Origin of the sequence: Acidaminococcus intestini DSM 21505, assembly GCF_000425045.1 — a bacterium.
Taxonomy (GTDB): Bacteria; Bacillota; Negativicutes; order Acidaminococcales; family Acidaminococcaceae; genus Acidaminococcus; species Acidaminococcus intestini.
On sequence record NZ_AULA01000008.1, the window covers coordinates 1 to 19,615 of the forward strand.

Annotated in this window: 18 protein-coding genes; 16 read left to right on the forward strand and 2 right to left on the reverse strand. The window is 52.0% G+C overall.

The window, feature by feature from the left end:
- The coding region (locus H503_RS12815; RefSeq protein WP_155877831.1) for a DUF559 domain-containing protein at positions 1-166 on the reverse strand (166 nt) is incomplete at its 3' end.
- Between the two features lie 810 nt (positions 167-976).
- Here H503_RS12815 and H503_RS0103465 point away from each other — a divergent pair.
- The 8 genes from H503_RS0103465 to pyrE are packed head-to-tail and all read left to right on the forward strand — an operon-like array spanning position 977 to position 10,483.
- On the forward strand, positions 977-1,933 hold the full coding sequence (locus H503_RS0103465) for an aspartate carbamoyltransferase catalytic subunit (protein WP_009015701.1): 957 nt from the start codon (positions 977-979) through the stop codon (positions 1,931-1,933).
- Positions 1,917-3,209 carry a dihydroorotase gene (locus H503_RS0103470; protein ID WP_009015700.1) on the forward strand — a complete coding sequence of 431 codons (1,293 nt, stop codon included), beginning with the start codon at positions 1,917-1,919 and terminating at the stop codon, positions 3,207-3,209. Before H503_RS0103465 ends, H503_RS0103470 begins: the two co-directional genes overlap by 17 nt.
- Positions 3,197-4,276, forward strand: coding sequence for a glutamine-hydrolyzing carbamoyl-phosphate synthase small subunit (carA, locus tag H503_RS0103475; RefSeq protein ID WP_026385435.1), 1,080 nt, complete (start codon positions 3,197-3,199; stop codon positions 4,274-4,276). The genes H503_RS0103470 and carA overlap by 13 nt, the downstream gene beginning before the upstream one ends.
- Before the next feature lie 2 nt (positions 4,277-4,278).
- Positions 4,279-7,485 carry a carbamoyl-phosphate synthase large subunit gene (gene carB / locus H503_RS0103480; RefSeq protein ID WP_009015698.1) on the forward strand — a complete coding sequence of 1,069 codons (3,207 nt, stop codon included), beginning with the start codon at positions 4,279-4,281 and terminating at the stop codon, positions 7,483-7,485.
- A 3-nt stretch (positions 7,486-7,488) separates the two neighbouring features.
- Entirely contained in the window at positions 7,489-8,256 is a 768-nt protein-coding gene (locus H503_RS0103485; protein ID WP_009015697.1) for a dihydroorotate dehydrogenase electron transfer subunit, read from the forward strand.
- A complete protein-coding gene (locus H503_RS0103490) occupies positions 8,250-9,176 on the forward strand; it encodes a dihydroorotate dehydrogenase (protein ID WP_009015696.1) in 927 nt (308 codons plus the stop codon). Before H503_RS0103485 ends, H503_RS0103490 begins: the two co-directional genes overlap by 7 nt.
- A 13-nt stretch (positions 9,177-9,189) precedes the next feature.
- Positions 9,190-9,918, forward strand: a complete 729-nt coding sequence (gene pyrF / locus H503_RS0103495) for an orotidine-5'-phosphate decarboxylase (protein WP_009015695.1) — start codon at positions 9,190-9,192, stop codon at positions 9,916-9,918.
- Complete coding sequence (pyrE, locus tag H503_RS0103500; RefSeq protein WP_016459545.1) at positions 9,911-10,483, forward strand: orotate phosphoribosyltransferase; 573 nt, start codon at positions 9,911-9,913, stop codon at positions 10,481-10,483. Before pyrF ends, pyrE begins: the two co-directional genes overlap by 8 nt.
- Positions 10,484-10,865: 382 nt before the next feature.
- On the opposite strand, the gene H503_RS12485 is transcribed toward pyrE, so the two are convergent.
- Complete coding sequence (locus H503_RS12485) at positions 10,866-11,387, reverse strand: hypothetical protein (RefSeq protein WP_162141330.1); 522 nt, start codon at positions 11,385-11,387, stop codon at positions 10,866-10,868.
- Here H503_RS12485 and H503_RS0103510 point away from each other — a divergent pair.
- From H503_RS0103510 to H503_RS0103545, 8 genes are read left to right on the forward strand one after another with little or no spacing between them, the layout of a single operon-like run.
- Positions 11,380-12,822: an aminotransferase class I/II-fold pyridoxal phosphate-dependent enzyme gene (locus H503_RS0103510; protein WP_016459543.1), complete on the forward strand. Its 1,443-nt coding sequence runs from the start codon at positions 11,380-11,382 to the stop codon at positions 12,820-12,822. The two genes, H503_RS12485 and H503_RS0103510, sit on opposite strands and share 8 nt — an antisense overlap.
- A complete protein-coding gene (gene tmk, locus H503_RS0103515; protein WP_009015692.1) occupies positions 12,819-13,436 on the forward strand; it encodes a dTMP kinase in 618 nt (205 codons plus the stop codon). The genes H503_RS0103510 and tmk overlap by 4 nt, the downstream gene beginning before the upstream one ends.
- A gap of 48 nt (positions 13,437-13,484) precedes the next feature.
- Entirely contained in the window at positions 13,485-14,465 is a 981-nt protein-coding gene (locus H503_RS0103520; RefSeq protein WP_026385437.1) for a DNA polymerase III subunit, read from the forward strand.
- 5 nt (positions 14,466-14,470) lie between these two features.
- Positions 14,471-15,316: a PSP1 domain-containing protein gene (locus tag H503_RS0103525; RefSeq protein WP_009015690.1), complete on the forward strand. Its 846-nt coding sequence runs from the start codon at positions 14,471-14,473 to the stop codon at positions 15,314-15,316.
- A complete protein-coding gene (locus tag H503_RS0103530; protein WP_009015689.1) occupies positions 15,309-16,037 on the forward strand; it encodes a tRNA1(Val) (adenine(37)-N6)-methyltransferase in 729 nt (242 codons plus the stop codon). The genes H503_RS0103525 and H503_RS0103530 overlap by 8 nt, the downstream gene beginning before the upstream one ends.
- On the forward strand, positions 16,030-16,875 hold the full coding sequence (gene rsmI / locus H503_RS0103535) for a 16S rRNA (cytidine(1402)-2'-O)-methyltransferase (protein WP_009015688.1): 846 nt from the start codon (positions 16,030-16,032) through the stop codon (positions 16,873-16,875). The genes H503_RS0103530 and rsmI overlap by 8 nt, the downstream gene beginning before the upstream one ends.
- On the forward strand, positions 16,868-18,802 hold the full coding sequence (metG, locus tag H503_RS0103540) for a methionine--tRNA ligase (RefSeq protein WP_009015687.1): 1,935 nt from the start codon (positions 16,868-16,870) through the stop codon (positions 18,800-18,802). The genes rsmI and metG overlap by 8 nt, the downstream gene beginning before the upstream one ends.
- Positions 18,802-19,587 (forward strand): TatD family hydrolase, encoded by a 786-nt coding sequence (locus H503_RS0103545; RefSeq protein WP_009015686.1) that lies wholly within the window; start codon positions 18,802-18,804, stop codon positions 19,585-19,587. The genes metG and H503_RS0103545 overlap by 1 nt, the downstream gene beginning before the upstream one ends.
- Positions 19,588-19,615: the final 28 nt, after the last annotated feature.

A 19,615-nucleotide genomic window follows, 5' to 3' on the forward strand; every position in this document is an offset into this window, starting at 1 on the left:
AATCCGCTATATATCCTGCGATACGCTTTTGTCTTACAAAGCGTATCGGGTATCGTTTTAGGAAACCAAACCAAAGCTTGGATTCCTCCGGGGTCATATGGCGGCGCATTTCACGGGCATAGGCGAGGTTCTCTTTATCCTTGTGATTTTGGTAGTACGTTTTCATAGGGCATCTCCTTTTAATGCAGTAGGATAAATCCTGTTATATGGGTCATTATGCCCGAAAAGTCCGATGAAATCTATATAGTAGGATGAATGTCCGTTTTTGAGAGATAAATGGGATAAAATGAAGGATAATCGGGATTTGAAAAGACCGTAAGGAAAAAGACTGTTTGGCGCCGTGCCTTTCAATCTTTCCCCTTAATTAATTTTTATCTCCATTTGCTTTTTTCAAATATGGCCTAGACGTAGTCAGATGCTAGGAGCACCCGGCCTCATCGACGACGGCGTACGATTTGTGTACGTCGAGGCGATCGAGGTCGTGGGCGACAACGCAGATGGCTGCGTAAAGGTCCATAGGCTGAAAAAAGCTTCTTGCCTGATGAGCTGGGCGCTGGAGGTGACGACACGAGGTTAGGAGGGGAAGCGCCCAGGCGTAAGGTATCCCCAAACCAGCAACGAATCATCGTACGAATCGTCATGCCTCCATTGCATCCTTAAAATGAGAAATTAAGCAATGGGGGCACGCTGGGGTGGAGAATCGGAGCGATTTTTGCTCCGAGTAAAAACAGTGCGCCCTTTACATTTTCCCCTCCCCGTGCTACAATGACTAAAAATGAATATAGGCCTTTTAATCTAGTCCTGTGAGACTAAGAAAGGGACTTTTGCTACAGAAGAAATGAGCTGCAGTGGGCGGCGTACTTTAGGGTGCGTGCCTTTAAAGAGAAGCCTTCTTGTCTTATGGGGACAAGGGGGCTTATTTTTGTTGCAATGAATTGTTTCCCAGATTGACCATGACAAGTAAGGAGGCTATCACATGGCAAAGGCAGCGGTCAGCCTGTCCGGAAGGGATATCTTGGATCTGTCATCCCTTTCGGTCGAGGAATACGACCTCATCATGAAGACAGCAGCAGAAATGAAGAAAATCCTGAAACGGGATATCAAGAAGGTGCCTTCCCTCAGGGGAAAATCCATTGTTAACCTGTTTTATGAAAACAGCACGCGCACGCGTTCTTCGTTTGAACTTGCCGGTAAATATTTGGGGGCCGATGTCATCAATATCAGTACGGGCACTTCGAGCGTCAAGAAAGGGGAGTGCCTCAAGGATACGGTGCTCACCATGCAGTCCATGGCCTGCGATGCCATTGTTATGCGGCACCCCATCGAAGGTGCGGCCAAGTACATTGCCGATATCGTAAAACCGGTTGTCATCAATGCCGGAGATGGCTGTCATGCCCACCCCACCCAGGGTCTCCTGGATATGTTCACAATCCTTGAAAAGAAGAAATCCTTCAAGGGCCTCAAGATGGCCATCATCGGAGATATCCTCTACAGCCGTGTGGCACGCAGCAATATTGCTGCTTGGACGAAGCTTGGTGCCGATGTCCATGTGGCGGGGCCGGTCACGCTCATGCCTTACGAAATGGAAAAACTGGGCGTCACGGTCCATAAACGAGTGGAAGAGGCCATTGAAGGCGCGGATGTTGTCGACATCCTCCGTATCCAGCTTGAACGGCAGCAGAGCGGTCTTTTCCCGACACCTCGCGAATATGCCCGTATCTTTGGGGTCAACGAGGAACGCATGAAACTGGCCAAACCGGATGTGATGATCATGCATCCCGGTCCCATGAACCGCGGTCTTGAAATTTCCTATGAAGTGGGCTACAGCGACCAGGCTGTGATCCGTGAACAGGTTACCAATGGGGTGGCGGTTCGGATGGCGCTCTTATTCTTGACACTGACAGGGGGGAAACAAGTTGAAAACGCTGATTAAAAAGGGACACCTTGTCGATCCCAGCCAGCATCTGGATGCTGTGAAGGATATCCTCGTGGAGGACGGGATCATTAAACGTGTGGCTGATTCCATCGAAGAAGCCGCTGACGAAACGTATGATGCTTCAGGAAAGGTGGTTGCTCCGGGCTTCATCGACCTGCATACCCATCTTCGCGAACCGGGACTTGAAGCAAAGGAAGATATCGTTTCCGGGACGATGGCAGCGGCTCACGGTGGCATTACGCGCATCGCCTGCATGCCGAACACGAACCCTGTCATCGATACCTCGATTGTCGTGAGCGGAATCAAAAAGAGAGCGGCAGAAGAAGGTTATGTCCATGTGGAAGTCATTGGGGCTATTACGAAGGGCGAAAAGGGCAAGGAACTTTCTGAAATGGGAGATATGGCCATGCGGGGCGCAATGGCGTTTTCCGATGATGGGCACTTTGTAGAGGATCCCCTGATGATGCTCAAGGCGGCCCGTTATGTGAATTCCTTTGATAAGGCGCTCATTGTCCATGCCATTGAGGAACACATGAATCATTCGGGCTATATGCACGAAGGCGCCGTATCGGCAAGGCTGGGTGTGCCGGGCATTCCTTCCATTGCAGAAGATATGGCAGTTGCCCGCGATGCCATCATTGCCGAGTATACAGGAACCCATGTCCACATCGCTCATATTGCAAGTAAAGGGGCGGTGGATATCGTTCGCCAAGCAAAGAAAAGAGGTGTGCCCATTACGTGCGAAGTGACGGTTCATCATTTGACGCTCACTGATGAAGCCTGTGCTTCCTTTAGTACGGCAACCCGCGTTTCGCCGCCCCTTCGCAGCCGGGACCATGTGGAAGCCCTGCGGGACGCCCTCAAGGATGGGACCATTGATGCCATCGTAACGGATCACGCACCGCATGCACCGGAAGAAAAGGATGTGGAATTCCGCAATGCCCCGAACGGATTCTGCGGTCTTGAAACGAGTGTCGGGGTCATTCTGACGGAACTCTATCATACGGGTCTATTTACCATTAATGAGATTGTCGATAAAATGAGCTGCCGACCGGCTGAACTTTTCCACCTTGACGGGGGCACCCTCCGCGAAGGCAGTTCCGCCAATATCACCATCCTGGATCTTGATAAGGATTGGGTCGTCGACAGCAGCAAGTTCTATACCCGCGGCAAGGTCACGCCTTTTAATGGAAAACACTGCAAAGGGCAGGCTGCCGCCACCATGGTCGATGGTGTATTTGTGATGAAAGACGGTGTCGTATGCAAAAAGTAAAAGGTAAGTTGGTACTAAAAGATGGTGGTGTCTATGAAGGAACCCTTTATGGGGACCATCCGGCTGTTGGTGAAGTCGTCTTCACAACAGGCATGAGCGGCTATCAGGAAACCCTGACGGACCCTTCTTTCTGCGGACAGATTGTAGTCTTTACCTATCCGCTCATCGGCAACTATGGCTGCAATCCCATTTTTGATCAGGGGGATGGCTGCTGCTATGAAGGGCTTATCGTTGATGAACTCTGCGATGAACCGAGTTCTTGGCGCGACGAAGGAACGGTCCTTTCCTTCCTTGAAAAGAACCATATTCCGGTCCTTGCTGATGTGGACACGCGGGCCATTACGCGCCGCATCCGGGCTTACGGTACGCTTCAAGGCGTCATCGTTCCTTATGATATGCCTGATGAAGACGTCCAAAAGCTCCTTGCCACGCCGGAACGGCATGATCAGGTGGCTCAGGTGACGACAAAGAAAGTCTACCACATGGGGGACAAGGAAAAGAGCAAATTCAGCGTTGCTGTCATGGACTATGGTATTAAGCGCAATATCCTCAAGAGCCTTGTGGAAAAGGGCTGCTATCTGACGGTCTTCCCGGCGGAAACACCGGCTGAAGAAGTCCTTGCCATCGATCCTGATGGGATCTTCCTTTCAAATGGCCCCGGCGACCCGGCGGACCTTACGGTTGAAATCGACAACATCAAGAAGATGATTGGCAAGAAACCTATCTTTGGAATTTGCCTGGGGCATCAGGTCATGGCCCTTGCGTGCGGGGCCAAGACAAAGAAAATGCTCTTTGGCCACCGCGGCATCAACCAGCCGGTGCGGGACTATGTGGATAACTGCATCATGATTACGTCCCAGAACCACGGCTTTATGGTTGACGAAGATTCCCTGAAGGGGCTTCATGTGAAGGTCATCAACCGTTCCCTCAACGATGGCACCATTGAAGGAATCCAGTATCTTGATCATCCGACCTTTACGGTCCAGTTCCATCCGGAAGCTTCCCCGGGACCGAGCGGAAACGGATATCTCTTTGACCGCTTTATTACCATGATGGGGGGACACTGATTATGCCAAAAAGAAACGATGTCAATAAAGTCATGGTCATTGGCTCCGGTCCAATCATCATTGGTCAGGCTGCCGAATTTGACTATGCAGGAACCCAGGCCTGCCGGGCCCTTAAAGAAGAAGGACTGGAAGTTGTCCTTGTAAACTCCAACCCGGCGACCATCATGACCGATGTGCATATTGCTGACCGCGTCTATGTCGAACCGCTCAATGTGGAATTTCTTGAAAGCGTCATCCAAAAGGAACGGCCGGATTCCTTGCTTGCTACCTTAGGCGGCCAGATTGGCCTTAACCTTGCCATCGAACTTGATAAGACGGGCATCCTCAAAAAATACAATGTGAAGCTCATTGGGACCCAGATCCCGAGCATCATGAAGGCTGAGGACCGCGAACTCTTCAAAGAAACGATGGAAAAACTCCATCAGCCCATTCCTCAGAGCACGATTGTGGAAAGCGTTGCCGCGGCAAAGGAATTTGCCGACCGCATCGGCTATCCGCTCATTGTGCGTCCGGCCTATACATTGGGCGGTACGGGCGGCGGCATTGCCCACAACGATGCTGAACTCGACGATATCTGCACGAAGGGGCTCCAGTACAGCCTCATTGGTCAGGTCCTCATTGAACGCTCCGTTGCCGGCTGGAAGGAAATTGAATTTGAAGTCATCCGCGACCATGCCGACAACTGCATTACGGTCTGCAATATGGAAAACCTTGATCCTGTGGGCGTCCATACGGGCGACTCCATCGTCGTGGCGCCGTGCCAGACCCTGACGGACCGTGAAGTCCAGATGCTGCGTACGGCCGCTATTGATATTGTCCGCGAACTCGGCGTTGAAGGCGGCTGCAACGTGCAGTATGCCCTGAACCCTGACAGCGAGGAATATATCGTCATTGAAGTCAATCCCCGCGTCAGCCGTTCGTCCGCTCTTGCTTCCAAAGCAACGGGATATCCCATTGCCAAGGTGGCATCAAAGATTGCTGCCGGCTATACCCTTGATGAAATCGAAAATGCCGTTACGAAAAAGACCACGGCTTGCTTTGAACCGACCTTGGACTACTGCGTACTGAAGATTCCTCGCTGGCCTTTTGACAAATTTGTCAAGGCAGACCACACCCTGGGCACGCAGATGAAGGCAACGGGCGAAGTCATGGCCATTGAACGCAACATCGAAGCAGGGCTCCTCAAAGCCATTCGCTCCCTTGAAATCGGCCTGATTCACCTCGATATGCCGGAATTCCATGCCCTCAGTGACGAAGAAGTTTTTGCCAAGGTTCATCTTGTCAATGATGAACGCTTCTTTGCCATCGCTGAAGCCTTCCGCCGTGGCATGACCGTCGACGAGGCTCACGAAATTACTAAGATTGATGAATTCTTCCTGCGGAAGATCCGTCATATCGTAGAAATCGAAAAGGCCATCAAGGAAGGTCCGCTTACGAAAGAGCTCATGAAGGAAGCCAAGAAACGCGGTTTCTGCGATGAGGAAATTGGCCTTCTTACAGGCAAGTCGGCTCTTGAAATCCGCGCCCTGCGCAAGGAAATGGGAATTGTACCGGTCTACAAGATGGTGGATACATGCGCAGCCGAATTTGACGCGGAAACGCCGTACTACTATTCGACCTACGGTGTCGAAGACGAAGTGCGGCCCAGCAATAAGAAGAAAGTTGTCGTTCTCGGGTCCGGTCCAATCCGCATCGGTCAGGGCGTTGAATTCGACTACTGCTCGGTACACTCTGTCTGGGCCCTCAAAGAAGAAGGATACGAAACAATCATCATCAACAACAACCCGGAAACGGTTTCCACGGACTTTGATACGGCAGACCGTCTGTATTTTGAACCGCTGACCTTGGAAGACGTGCTGAACGTCATCGACCGGGAACAGCCTGAAGGCGTCATTGTCCAGTTTGGCGGCCAGACGGCCATCAACCTTGCCGGGCCCCTTCATAGCTGCGGCGTGAAGATCCTTGGTACGAGCGTCGATGATATTGACCGCGCTGAAGACCGTGAACGCTTTGATGAAGTCCTGACGGAAGTAGGCATTCCCCGTCCGAAAGGACACACCGTCTTTGATGTGGAAGGCGCTGTGAAAGCCGCCCACGATGACGGCTATCCTGTCATGGTCCGTCCGAGCTACGTTCTTGGCGGCCGTGCGATGGAAATCGTCTATAACGATGATCAGCTGCGCTACTATATGGCAAATGCCGTCAAGGCCTCGAAGGAACATCCTGTCCTTGTTGACCATTACCTCATGGGGACGGAAGTCGAAGTCGATGCCATCAGTGACGGCGTCGATGTCGTCATCCCGGGCATCATGGAACACATTGAACGGGCTGGTGTACACTCCGGTGACTCCATCGCCGTTTACCCGCCGCGCACGCTGAGCGAACACATCATCGAAGCAATCATTGAATACACCAATAAGCTGGCCCTGACGCTCCACGTCAAAGGTCTGCTCAATATCCAGTACATCGTCCGCGATGAAAAGCTCTATATCATCGAAGTGAACCCGCGCTCCAGCCGGACCGTCCCGTTCCTGTCGAAGGTCACGGGGATTTCCATGGTGGATGTTGCTACCAAGTGTGCGGTAGGTAAGAGCCTCAAGGAACAGGGCTTTGAATCGGGCCTGAAACTCTTCCCGGATTATTACGCTGTCAAGGCACCGGTCTTTTCCTTCAACAAGATGACCGATGTGGATATCACCTTGGGACCGGAAATGAAGTCCACGGGCGAAGTCATGTGCATTGATAACCAGTTCCCACGCGCCCTTTATAAGGCCTGCGTTGCTGCTGGGACCAATGTGCCGGATAAGGGAACTATCCTCATTACGGTCGCTGATAAGGATAAAGACGAAGTGACGGAAATTGCCGAAGGCTTTGAAGATTTGGGCTATACGATTGCGGCAACGGAAGGCACGGCAAACTTCCTCCGCAGCAAGGGCATGACCGTGGAAACGGCAGCCAAGATTGGCGAGGACAGTCCGAACCTCCTGGATGATATCAAGGAAGGCAAGATCTGCATGGTCATCAATACCATGAACCATGGGGAAAGCACGCGCAGTGACGGGTTCCGGATCCGCCGCAGTACGGTGGAACACGCCATTCCTTGCCTGACGAGCCTTGATACGGCCCGCGCCCTCCAGCATGCCCTGGGGGCTATGCGCCGCCGCCGCATTGTCAGTGTCGTTGCCCTGCAGGACCTTAAAACGGAGTAAGCCATGACGAAATTCTTGGAAGATGGAAGAGTGGTGGGGCAGCGCAGCCTGTCCCACGACATCCGAATCATGGAAATTTGGTCACCGCAGGTAGCGGCCTCGGCTGAACCCGGTCAGTTTGTGACTGTAAAGAGCAACGATTTGAGTGTGCCTCTTTTGCGCCGTCCTTTTGGGGTATCCGGCGTCAATCGTGACAAAGGTACCTTCCTTCTCATCTACCGGATTGTGGGGGAGGCGACGCAGCTGCTTGACCAGCTGAGAAAAGGGGATTCTATCAGTGTCATGGGTCCTTTGGGACGCGGTTTTGACCGGAGCCACCATAAGGTTCTTCTTGTTGGCGGCGGTGTTGGTCTTGCGCCCCTTCGTTTCCTTGCGGAAGACTATCCCCAAGCGGACGTGGATGTCCTCATTGGCGCCCGCACGGCAGAGGAGCTTTTTTGGACGGACCTGTTTCGGGATAAGACGGTTCACCAATTTGAGACCACGGAAGATGGTTCCCGGGGGACGAAGGGCCTTATCACGGCGCCCTTGGGGCAGCTTCTTGATGAGGGCGGATATGACTGTGTCTATGTCTGCGGACCTTCGCCGATGATGCGGGCTGTGACGAAAGTCGTGGAACCGCGGGGCATTCCCTGTCAGATTTCCCTTGAAAAGTACATGGGCTGCGGCCTTGGCGCGTGCCTTTCCTGCACATGCAGCGGTATCGGCAAACGGGTCAAGGTCTGTAAAGATGGCCCTGTCTTTTGGTCACGGGAGGTGTCGGAATGGTAAACAATAGGACCCTTCTTGAAACTGAGCTTTGTGACCTTCATCTTAAGACCCCTATCACCACAGCGTCGGGGACCTTTGGGTTTGGCCTTGAATTTACGGATTTTCTTGACCTAAATAATGTGGGCGCCATTACGGTAAAGGGCACGACCCTTCATCCCCGGGCCGGCAACAAGGGACAGCGCATTGTTGAGACCCCTTCGGGTATCCTTAACTGTGTAGGTCTTGAAAACCCCGGTGTGGACGTTTTCCTAAAAGAGACCCTGCCTCAGCTGAAGGCATATGACACAAAGGTCATCGTGAACATTGATGGGGACAGCGCTGCCGAATATGGCGAACTTGCTGCCATGCTTGACGTGGATGGCGTTGATGCGCTGGAACTCAATATTTCCTGCCCCAATGTTGCCCAAGGGGGCCTTGCTTTTGGCACGAGCTGCAGTGCTGCCGCGCAAGTCGTGGAAGCAGCCAAGAAGCGAACCCATAAGCCCATCATTACAAAACTTTCACCGAATGTGACGGATATCACGGAAATTGCCAGAGCCGTGGAAGCGGCAGGGACCGATATGATTTCCTTGATCAATACGCTGGTGGGTATGAAGATTGATATCCAGACCCAAAAGCCGGTCCTGGGCAATATCATGGGCGGCCTTTCCGGTCCAGCGGTCCGTCCGGTTGCTGTGCGCATGGTCTATCAAGTTGCTCAGGCTGTTAAGGTGCCCCTCATTGGGATGGGCGGGATTACCTGTGCCGCTGATGCCATTGAATTTTTCCTTGCCGGAGCGTCTGCCATTGCCGTAGGGACTGCTAATTTTGACAATCCACGGCTTGCAGAAACCATTTCGCAGGGGATCGCGGCCTATCTTATCGACCATAACCTCAAAAATATTCGGGACCTTGTTGGCAAGGCCCTGCCCAATCAGTAAGGAGAAGAAGGAAATGACGAAGGTACAAGACCGTCTGATTGTGGCCCTTGATTTTCCTACGGGACAAGAGGCGAGGGCCCTTGTTGAGGAACTGGGTGATGCGGTTACATTTTATAAAGTAGGGATGGAGCTTTTTTACAGTGAAGGCCCGGCCATTGTTTCCTATCTGAAGGAACAGGGCAAGAAGGTCTTCCTTGACCTCAAGCTCCAGGATATTCCCAATACAGTGGCGCACAGTCTTGCTGTGTTGACGCGTCTTGGGGTGGATATCATGAATGTCCACGCCGTTGGTGGACCCAAAATGATGGCAGAAGGCATGAACGCCATCCGGGAAGCAGCGGAAAAACTCTGCGTCGCGGCACCAAAACTCATTGCTGTGACAATCCTTACGAGTATGGATGAAGCGCAGTGGGCGCCTCTTGGTTATGCAAAGCCCATTGGCGAGGAAGTCCTTGCCCTGGCGGCGCTTGCTAAGGAAAGCGGCCTTAGTGGGGTCGTTGCTTCCCCGCGGGAAGCTGAAGCCATCCGCAAGGCCTGTGGCAGCGATTTTCTCATCGTGACGCCCGGTATCCGTCCGACTTGGGCGGCAGCCAATGACCAGAGCCGCATTGCGACGCCAAGTATGGCCATGAAAAATGGGTCAACCCATCTTGTAGTCGGTCGGCCCATTACGAAAGCGGAAAACAAGATTGACGCGGTCAATCGGATCTTGAAAGAAATGGAAGGTGCCCTTCATGAATAACAAAAGTGTCCTGAGTATGCTCGAAGAAACCAATGCTGTCATGCATGGCCATTTTCTCCTCACGAGCGGACTTCATAGTCCCATCTATGTGGAAAAATTCAATGTCCTGCAGCGCCCGGAATATACGGAACAGCTCTGCAAGGAAATTGCCAGCCGGTTCATCAACGACAATGTGGAACTTGTTGTCGGTCCGATGACGGGCGGCATTCTCCTGGCCTATGAAGTGGCAAAGAACCTTGGAACGAGATTCTTCTTTACGGAACGAGTCAATGGCAAGATGACCTTCAAGCGGGGCTTTGCCATCAAACCGGGAACCCGTGTCCTTGTGGTGGAAGATATTGTAACGACGGGCGGCAGTGTCCGGGAAGTGCTCGATGTCGTCAAGGGCGAAGGCGGCGTTCCCGTTGGTGTCGGCCTCCTCGTAGACCGCAGCGGCGGCAAAGTGGACTTTGGTGTCCGCACGGAACCGCTCCTGCGTCTTGATGTAGAAACCTATAAACCGGAAGAGTGTCCCATGTGCAAAGAAGGTACACCCCTGACTCAGCGCGGCCGGACGGGGAAGTAAGAAGATAAGGAAAACTGCGGTGCCAAAGGCGCCGCAGTTTTTTGTTTGGGAAAGATGCTGTGGTGCTGTGATATTGTGATGCTAAAAGACCGCACGGCACGGCGCCAAACCGTCTCCCTATCGGTCGTGGGCGCCGAATTGATTTTTTGGTCACACGGTCCGTGAACCGAATTGCGTTGGCAGCGTCTTGTGATTAGCGGTTTTGGCCCATCGAAAGCGGAACGGCATTCGCCGTCTCCAAGGCAAAAGACCGTAACGTGAGCCCTGAACCGAACGTAGACACGAATTACACGAATTCGGTTCAGGGCTTTTTGAGCGTGGGAGGTACTGTATGCTCTTGGTAAATGAGCTGTTGTTTGCGTATTTCTCAATCGGGCCTAGCTCAAAATTCAATCTGTGGGATTATTGCTATGATGATATTCAGCAGCGCATTCCTTATTCTCACCACTGCCCGTCTTGGTATTTTGCCTCTAAACTCGATTTCTCTGAAATCGATCCGCCCCGCCAGGGCGGGGGACCGAAAGCCGCATGTTGCCTCATTGAAATGAGGCAAGCGTGCCCTTTCGGTGGTGGATGAGGAGCGTAGCGACGTTTCCTTACGAACGGCAGTGAGGTAGATTCGCCCGGAGTTTCGAAGGACGATTTTGAAGCGGAGCGAAAGTCCGAGAAACATGTCCCTGGGCGAATCAAGTTCGGACCCGTTCCCCCGCAGGGGGCGGTTTGGGTCCGGCGTTACAGTTGCCTTCCACTTTTTTAGCCAGCTGCCACCGGTAGCCTTAGCCAAGGAAAGCCCCGTCACATATGCCTTCCGCCTTAGCCTACCTTTATGCCTCCCATCATGTTCCTTTTCCCCCATAATTATGATAAAATTAAGTGTTATGCAAGGAGGAATCCCTATGCTCACAAAACCACTCCTCGAGGCTATGAAGGCTTATCGGGAAGATCATGTATACCCCCTTCATACACCGGGCCATAAGGGCGGACGCGGTGCTGATGAGGATCTCAAGGACCTATTGGGTGAAAATGCCCTTTTATCTGACGTATCACTTATGGAGGAACTGGACGATATCCACCATCCTGAAGGAGCCATCAAGGACGCTGAAACGCTGGCAGCGACGCTTTATGGGGCAGACCGCTGCTTTTTTGGTGTCAATGGCACGACGGGCGTCATCCATGGCATGCTCCTTGGCGCGCTGCGTCCTGGGGACAAGATCCTGGTTCCCAGAAACAGCCATAAGTCTGTTTTGGGCGGTCTCATTCTTGGCGGCTTAGAACCGATTTCCCTGGCTCCTTGTTATGATGAGTCGTGGCGCATGACGCTTCAGATTACACCGGAGCAGGTGGATGCGGCTCTTAACAAGAAGCCTGATATCAAGGCCGTCTTTCTTACGACCCCAAATTATTTTGGCCTTGCTGCCGATACGGAAAAAATTGCCAGGATCTGTCATGAAAAAGGGGTACTGCTCCTTGTTGATGAAGCCCACGGTCCCCATCTTGGATTTTCGTCCCTGCTTCCCAAAAGCGCCATGCAGTGCGGCGCTGATGCAGCAGCGCAAAGTACCCATAAGATTGTGGGTGCCATGACGCAGTGCTCACTTCTTCAGGTTTCCTATGACCGCATCGATAAGGACGCTATGGAACGGGCCATGAGCCTTGTGACGACAACAAGCCCGAACTATCTTCTTATGGGATCCCTTGATGCGGCGCGTTTTCAGCTTGCCCAAAAAGGCACAGCCATGGCGAAAGCCTCCCTTCGCGCGGCTGCGCTTCTCCGCGAAGAACTTAAAAAGATTGACGGTCTTCCGGTCCTTACAGATGAACTGATCGGAAAGGGCGGCGTTGCGGCCATGGATCCGGGGAAGGTCACGATTATGACCAGCGCCCTGGGGCTTACGGGACCGGAAGCGGCGGAAATTCTGCGCCGCGAAAAAATTGCCGTTGAGCTTGTCGATGAAGATCACGTGCTCTTTCTTGTTACCTATGCTGATGACCATGCAGAATTTGCCCAAAAGGCCGTTCTTATCCGGGAAACGCTGGAAAAAAGCCGGAAACCGGTACGGAACGTAGCGCCAGCGGCTGTTCTCTCAAAGATTCCGGAACGGCGACTCCTGCCGCGGGACGCGTTTTTTGCGCCCCATGAGAGGGTGCCTTTTGACGAATCTGCAGGCCGTGTGACCACTGAATCCATCAGCTTTTATCCCCCTGGGATCCCTCTCATCATGCCGGGAGAAGTCATTACGGAAGAGCTTATTGCCTACGCCCGTCTTATGCAGGAAAAGAAGCTTCTTGTCAGCGGGCCCCAGGATCCCTCCCTTAGAGAAATCGAGGTCATAAAATGAAAAAAGGACTCTTTATTACGTTGGAAGGCCCTGACGGCAGCGGTAAGACGACGCAGGCAAAACGCCTTAAGGCATATCTTGAAACGAAGGGACGGGAGGTTGTCCTCACCCGGGAACCGGGCGGGACGGGCCTTGCGGAAACGCTGCGCAGCCTTGCCCTTTCCCCAGAGATCACCATGAGTAAACGGGTGGAAAGCCTCCTTCATGTGGCAGCCCGGGCCGACCATGTGGATAAGGTCATTCGGCCCGCTCTTGAAGCAGGAAAAGTGGTCATCTGCGACCGTTTCAGTGATTCCACCCTCATTTACCAAGGCATCTTGGGCGGTATGGACCTTGATGAACTGGAAAGACTGTCCCTTTTCGGGTCTAAAGGGCTCAGCCCTGATGTGACCTTTCTTATTGACGGCAATCCCCGCGTCCTCCTTTCCCGGCGGGAAGCCCGGGGCGTTACGGATAAGTTTGAGGCCCAAGGCCTTCTTTTCCAGGAAAAGATCCGTCAGGGGTATTTGACCCTTCTTGACCGCTATCCAGAGCGCATGATCCTCATCGATGGGGAAGGAACTCCAGACAGTGTGACGGATGCCCTCATAAAAAAAGTGGAAAAATTTCTCTAAATGGGGTATAGTCTACTTGTTGTGTAATACAATGGAAGGAACATCATCATGTGGGATACCATTTTGGGTCATGAAGCCAATAAAATATTTTTGGGAAACATGCTCCAAGGAGAGCGTAAAACACCGGCCCTCCTTTTTTATGGGCCTGATGGCATTGGTAAGAAGAAACTTGCCTATGAATTTGCCCGGAGTTTTCTTTGCCTTGATGATCCCACCCATGATGACTGCAAGTGCCGCAGCTGCCGCGCCTTTTGCGGGGAAAGTCACCCCGACTTTATCTATGTAGAAGGGCAGGGCGCCCGGCATGATATCCTAATTGAACAAATCAAGGAAGTAGAAAAAAAGGAAGTCTTTTCCCCCGTCCTTTCCCCTTATAAGGTCTGTCTCATTGATGGTGCGGACCGCATGCGGGAAGAAGCGTCCAATTCCTTGTTGAAGCTCCTTGAAGAGCCGCCGACGTACTGGCTCTTTATCCTCGTTGCATCCGAAATTTCGCGCATCCTGCCGACCATCCGCAGCCGTCTCATGGCCATCCGCTTTGAGCCCCTTCACAGGGAGAAAGCGGTACGTGTCATGGAGGAGCTTTCTGTTCCGCAAGGCGAAACCTTGGCGCGTCTATCTGATGGCTCGCCGGGAAAAGCCCTCCATCTTGCCGAGGCAGAAGCGCTGATGTGGCGGGAGCGGGCCTTATTCATTATGGAAGGCATAGAAGATCCTTATCTCATGGCAAGCCTTGCCCGTCTTGAATGGCTGGGCGATATGGATGTGGACCAGACACAGACCTTTTTGGAAATGCTGCTCCTCATCTTGCGCGATGCTATGATGATCCAAGAAGGCAGCGGCCTTCTTCTTTATAATGAAGATGAACGCGAGCGAATCGCTTCGATTTTTGCTTCATTTACTTTATCTGCTCTCAAGAAATCCCTCCTTGAAACGGAGCGTTTTTACCTTGGGCTCAATAAGGGCGTCAATACACGGATGATCCTTGAGGCCCTCTTTCTTGAGATCCATACTTTTCTAAAGGAGTAACGACCGTGGTTACGATTGTTGGAATCCGGTTCAAAAGAGCCGGGAAAATCTATTATTTTGCTCCAGGCAGCTTTGATCTGCAAAAAGGCGACCATGCCATTGTAGAGACGGCCCGGGGTGTTGAATATGGGGAAGTGGTCATGGGGCCCCAGGAAGTCGATGAAAAGAGCATCGTATCTCCCTTAAAGAGCGTGATCCGCAAGGCGGATGAGCGGGATGCCCGCAAGGTGGAGGAAAACCATCGTAAGGAAAAGGAAGCGTTCACCATCTGTGAAAAGAAGATTGCTGCCCGCAAACTGGAAATGCGTCTTGTCAATGTAGAGTATACCTTTGACGGCGGGCGGATCATCTTCTACTTTACAGCCGATGGGCGCATTGATTTCCGCAATCTTGTCAAGGATTTGGCCGCTGTTTTCCGGACGCGCATCGAGCTGCGCCAAATTGGTGTGCGCGATGAAGCAAAGATGCTAGGCGGCATTGGATGCTGCGGACGGCCCTTGTGCTGTGCAACTTTTTTGGGAGACTTTGAACCTGTCTCCATCAAGATGGCAAAGGAGCAGAACCTGTCCCTTAATCCGACGAAGATTTCAGGAATTTGCGGACGGCTCTTGTGCTGCCTTAAGTACGAAAGTGAAATGTACTGCGGCCGCTGCTGCAAGAACAAGGGGAAAAAGAAGGAAGCAAGTCACCTTATTCCTAAACCGGGCATGAAGGTTGTCACGCCTACTGGGGAGGGCATGGTCATGCATGTTTCCCGCCGCGATCAGACGGTTGTGGTTGAACTGTCCCCAGGCAACCGGATTACGGCAAGCTGGGACGAAATCGTCGAAGCCGCCAAAAGTGATGAATGAAACGGAACGCCTTGACAGCCTGCCCAGTGGAAATCTCCGGATTTGGCAGGATGAAAAAGAATTTTCCTTTACAACGGACGCGGTCTTTTTGGCCGCGTTTCCCCATATGGTGAAAAAAGCCTGCGTCCTTGAGCTTGGCTGTGGAACCGGCGCTATTTCCCTTCTGGCTGCAAACAGGGGAGCCCAGTCCGTTCTTGCCGTGGATAAAAATCCCCATGTCATTGAGCTCCTGAAGCGCAGCGTAAGGGAAAACGGCCTTGAGCAGCAGGTTATGCCGTTTGTGGGGGATATCCTGGCTTATCGTGAGTATCTTAAGCCGGACACAATGGATCTTGTCTATATGAATCCCCCTTACCGCATTGGCGGAAGGCGGCGTCAGCTCATGACCGAGGCCTGCCATGAAGTGGGCGTTACGTTAGAAGATTTCATCAAAGCCGCTGCTTTTGCGTTAAAGACACGGGGGCGCCTTGCCATGGTCCAGCTTCCTGACCGGTTTACCGATGCCCTACGCCTAGCTGATCGCTATCATCTAGAAATCAAGCGGCTACAGTGGGTCCATTCGTATATTGATCGGGGGGCGTGGATTTTTTTGGCGGAGTTTCAAAAAGGGGGCCGGGGAGGGCTTACGGTCCTGCCGCCCCTTATCATGTACCGGCATGACGGCAGCCTGAGTGAGGATGCCCTTGCTTATTATGAAGGAAAGGAGTGGGTCCATGGCTGAATCGGTTGGAACCTTATATCTATGCGCAACACCCATTGGGAATTTGGAAGATATGACGCCCCGTGCCCTGCGGATGCTGCGGGAAGCCAATCTTATCGCCGCGGAAGATACACGTCATACGCGGCAGCTTTTGAATCATTTTGATATCCATGGGACGCTTCTGAGCTATCATGAGCATAACAAAGAAAAAATGGGGCCTGTTCTTCTGGAGCATCTAAAAGAAGGCAAAAACATCGCCCTTGTTTCCGATGCCGGCTTCCCTGGTATTTCCGATCCGGGTGAACACATTGCCCAGACGTGTATTGCAGAAGGCATTCCTGTTGTGCCTGTTCCGGGAGCCAATGCGGCACTGACAGCCCTTGTAGCTTCAGGTCTATCGAGCACGCCTTTCTTTTTTGGCGGGTTTCTTCCTAAAAGTCGGAAAAACCGGCGGGAGAAGCTAGCAGAATGGAAAGACATTCCAGCAACTATCATCCTGTATGAGGCACCGCACCGAATCATAGAGGTGCTTTCTGATATTGAAGACGCATGGGGAGACCGGACCATGACCATGGCGAGGGAACTGACAAAGCTTCATGAAGAGTTTTTTCGCGGCACGGTTTCCACGTGCCGGGCGCACCTTTTGGAACAGGCGCCACGCGGTGAGTTTGTCCTCGTGATTGCTGGCGGAACCAAGGTGGAAGAAGCCCCAACAGGGGATCCCCTTGATGCCGTGCGTCGCCTGATGGCTGACGGCGTGGGAAAAAAAGAAGCGCTCCAGCAAATTGCCAAAGTTTATAAGCTGCCTAAACGGGAGCTTTATAATAGACTAGTCAAAGAAGGGGTAGAAGATGAGTAAACCAGCTTTTTTCATTACGACACCGATTTACTATCCGAGTGCCAATCTGCATATTGGTCATGCGTACTGCTCGACCATTGCTGATACGATTGCTCGGTATAAAAGGGCCAATGGGTTTGATGTCCGATTCGTGACGGGCAGTGATGAACATGGCCTCAAGATCCAGCGCAAAGCGGAAGAAAATGGGATGACGCCGCTCCAGTACGTAGATGGCATTGTGGCAAACTTCAAGAAACTTTGGGAAATGCTGGGTATCAGCTACACGGATTTTGTACGCTCTTCCAGTGCGGAACACGAACGGGTCGTTCAGGAAATCCTGCAGCGCGTCTATGATAAGGGCGATATCTATAAAAAGAAATATGTCGGGAAATACTGCGTTCCTTGCGAATCCTTCTGGACGGACCGTCAGATTGAGGAAGCAGGCGGCGTTTGCCCGGACTGTGGCCGTCCTGTGGAAACGATGGAAGAAGAGGACTATTTCTTCCGTATGTCCAAATATGCTGACCAAATTCTCAAACATATTGAAAATCATCCTGATTTCATCCAGCCCGTTTCCCGCCGCAACGAAATGATCGCTTTTCTTAAACAAGGGTTGGAGGATCTGTGTATTTCCCGTTCCACGTTCGACTGGGGCATTCCGGTTCCTTTTGATAAGAAACAGATTACTTATGTCTGGTTCGATGCCCTTTTGTGCTATTTCACGGGGATTGGGTTCCTGCGCAATGAAGAGGAATTTAACCGTTTCTGGCCGGTTGACCTGCACCTTGTAGGAAAGGAAATCGTCCGTTTCCATACGATCATTTGGCCGGCTATGCTCCTTTCCATGGGGTATGAACTGCCGAAGAAGGTTTATGGTCACGGCTGGCTTGTCGTTAATGGTGACAAGATGAGTAAATCCAAGGGCAATGTCGTCGATCCTGTGGAACCAATCAAGGAATTTGGTCCTGATGCCGTCCGTTACTTCCTCCTCAGCGAAATTGCCTTGGGCAACGATGGGAATTATTCCCGCGAAGGCCTCATCCGCCGTTGGAATACGGACCTTGCCAACGACTTGGGCAACCTCCAGTATCGTACGGTTTCCATGATTGAAAAATATCATCAAGGTATTGTTCATAAGACGGCATCAGATCATGCCGATGACAAGGCTTTTGCGGCCCTTGCCGAGGAAACGCTTGGCAGTTACCGTAAAGCTATGGATGAATACCAGATCAATGACGCGCTGAAGGCTGTCTGGTCCTATATTGGCGCTGCCAATAAATACATTGATGTAACGACGCCGTGGATCCTTGCTAAGGATCCTGCGCAGAAGGATCGCCTTGAAGCCGTGATGTACAACCTTGCTGATGCTGTTCGCAATATTGCCATCCTGATTTCACCTATGATGCCTTTTACGGCACCGAAGATTTTCGAACAGCTCGGTCTTGCCGTGCCGGAAAACTTCGATCTTAATGAAGTGAAGTATGGCGGTTTCTCTGATGGCACGAAAGTCATGAAGGGGCAGCCCATTTTCCCGCGCATTGAAGTGGAGTCGGAAAAGACACCTCCGAAGGAAGCCCCGAAAGCAAAAAAAGCGGAAAAGAAGAACGTCGGTGTGGTTACGCCCGAAGAAATCGCCATCGATGATTTCCAGAAGGTTGACCTCCGTGTTGCTGTAATCAAAACGGCCGAACGGGTCCCCAACACAGATAAGCTCATGAAGATTACCGTTGATATGGCAGGCCGTGAACGGATCATTGTCTCCGGGATTGCCCAGTACTATGAAGCCAAGGAGCTTATTGGCAAGAATGTCATCGTTGTGGCTAATCTCAAACCAGCCAAGCTCAAAGGCATCGAATCTCGCGGCATGCTCCTTGCTGCAAGTGACGGCAAGGGAAACCTCGTCCTTGCCGAAGTGCCGGGAATTGCGTCGGGCAGCAAGGTCAAATAATGGAACGACTTCCTTATTTTGATACGCATGCCCACCTTGACACGGAGGACTTTGACGCGGACCGAGAAGCGCTGCTCCAGGAGATTGGATCGCACATGTTGGGATTCATCAATCCCGGTTGTGACGTGAGAAGCTCGAAGGCATCGCTTGCTATGGCCCACCGCTATGATTATGTGTATGCCGCCGTCGGACTTCATCCAGAAGATTTGGGCCATGTGAGCGAAGGGGACCTTGAGGAAATTTACCAGCTTGCCCAAGATGACAAGGTGGTCGCCATTGGTGAGATCGGTCTTGACTATTATAACGATGAAGATTCACCCCATGAGCGGCAGCAGACTTTCCTTATCCGCCAACTTGCCATGGCCCGTGAACTTAAGCTGCCCGTCATCATCCATGACCGGGAGGCCCATGAGGATATGACAAGGCTCCTTCTGACGGAAGGGCAGGGCGTGCGAGGGGTTCTTCATTGTTTCAGCGGAGACTGGGCCATGGCTGAAACCTTTATTAAGGCCGGCTGGTACTTTGGCTTTGGCGGGACAAGTACCTTTAAGAATGATCATGGGGTCAGGGAAATCCTTCGCAAGATGCCTCTTGACCGCATTGTTTTTGAAACAGATTCGCCTTATATGGCCCCTGTTCCTTACCGCGGGAAACGCAATAACCCGCTTTATGTGAAGCTTGTTGCTGAAATGGCAGCGGAGGTCAAAGGAATTCCAGTCCTTTCGATGATGGAAATTGCCACAAAAAATTCGCAAAATCTCTTCCCAAAATTAAAAAGTTACTAAAAATCGCGATGACTTTGCTGTAAATTTT

Excerpts from the sequence above, each read along its gene's own strand:
- pyrF (WP_009015695.1), top strand. The coding sequence starts at position 9,190 with ATGACGAAGGTACAAGACCGTCTGATTGTGGCCCTTGATTTTCCTACG.
- H503_RS0103530 (WP_009015689.1), top strand. The coding sequence starts at position 15,309 with ATGAATGAAACGGAACGCCTTGACAGCCTGCCCAGTGGAAATCTCCGG.
- tmk (WP_009015692.1), top strand. The coding sequence starts at position 12,819 with ATGAAAAAAGGACTCTTTATTACGTTGGAAGGCCCTGACGGCAGCGGT.
- carA (WP_026385435.1), top strand. The coding sequence starts at position 3,197 with ATGCAAAAAGTAAAAGGTAAGTTGGTACTAAAAGATGGTGGTGTCTAT.
- pyrE (WP_016459545.1), top strand. The coding sequence starts at position 9,911 with ATGAATAACAAAAGTGTCCTGAGTATGCTCGAAGAAACCAATGCTGTC.
- rsmI (WP_009015688.1), top strand. The coding sequence starts at position 16,030 with ATGGCTGAATCGGTTGGAACCTTATATCTATGCGCAACACCCATTGGG.
- H503_RS0103465 (WP_009015701.1), top strand. The coding sequence starts at position 977 with ATGGCAAAGGCAGCGGTCAGCCTGTCCGGAAGGGATATCTTGGATCTG.
- H503_RS0103520 (WP_026385437.1), top strand. The coding sequence starts at position 13,485 with ATGTGGGATACCATTTTGGGTCATGAAGCCAATAAAATATTTTTGGGA.
- metG (WP_009015687.1), top strand. The coding sequence starts at position 16,868 with ATGAGTAAACCAGCTTTTTTCATTACGACACCGATTTACTATCCGAGT.
- H503_RS0103545 (WP_009015686.1), top strand. The coding sequence starts at position 18,802 with ATGGAACGACTTCCTTATTTTGATACGCATGCCCACCTTGACACGGAG.
- H503_RS0103490 (WP_009015696.1), top strand. The coding sequence starts at position 8,250 with ATGGTAAACAATAGGACCCTTCTTGAAACTGAGCTTTGTGACCTTCAT.
- carB (WP_009015698.1), top strand. The coding sequence starts at position 4,279 with ATGCCAAAAAGAAACGATGTCAATAAAGTCATGGTCATTGGCTCCGGT.
- H503_RS0103510 (WP_016459543.1), top strand. The coding sequence starts at position 11,380 with ATGCTCACAAAACCACTCCTCGAGGCTATGAAGGCTTATCGGGAAGAT.
- H503_RS0103485 (WP_009015697.1), top strand. The coding sequence starts at position 7,489 with ATGACGAAATTCTTGGAAGATGGAAGAGTGGTGGGGCAGCGCAGCCTG.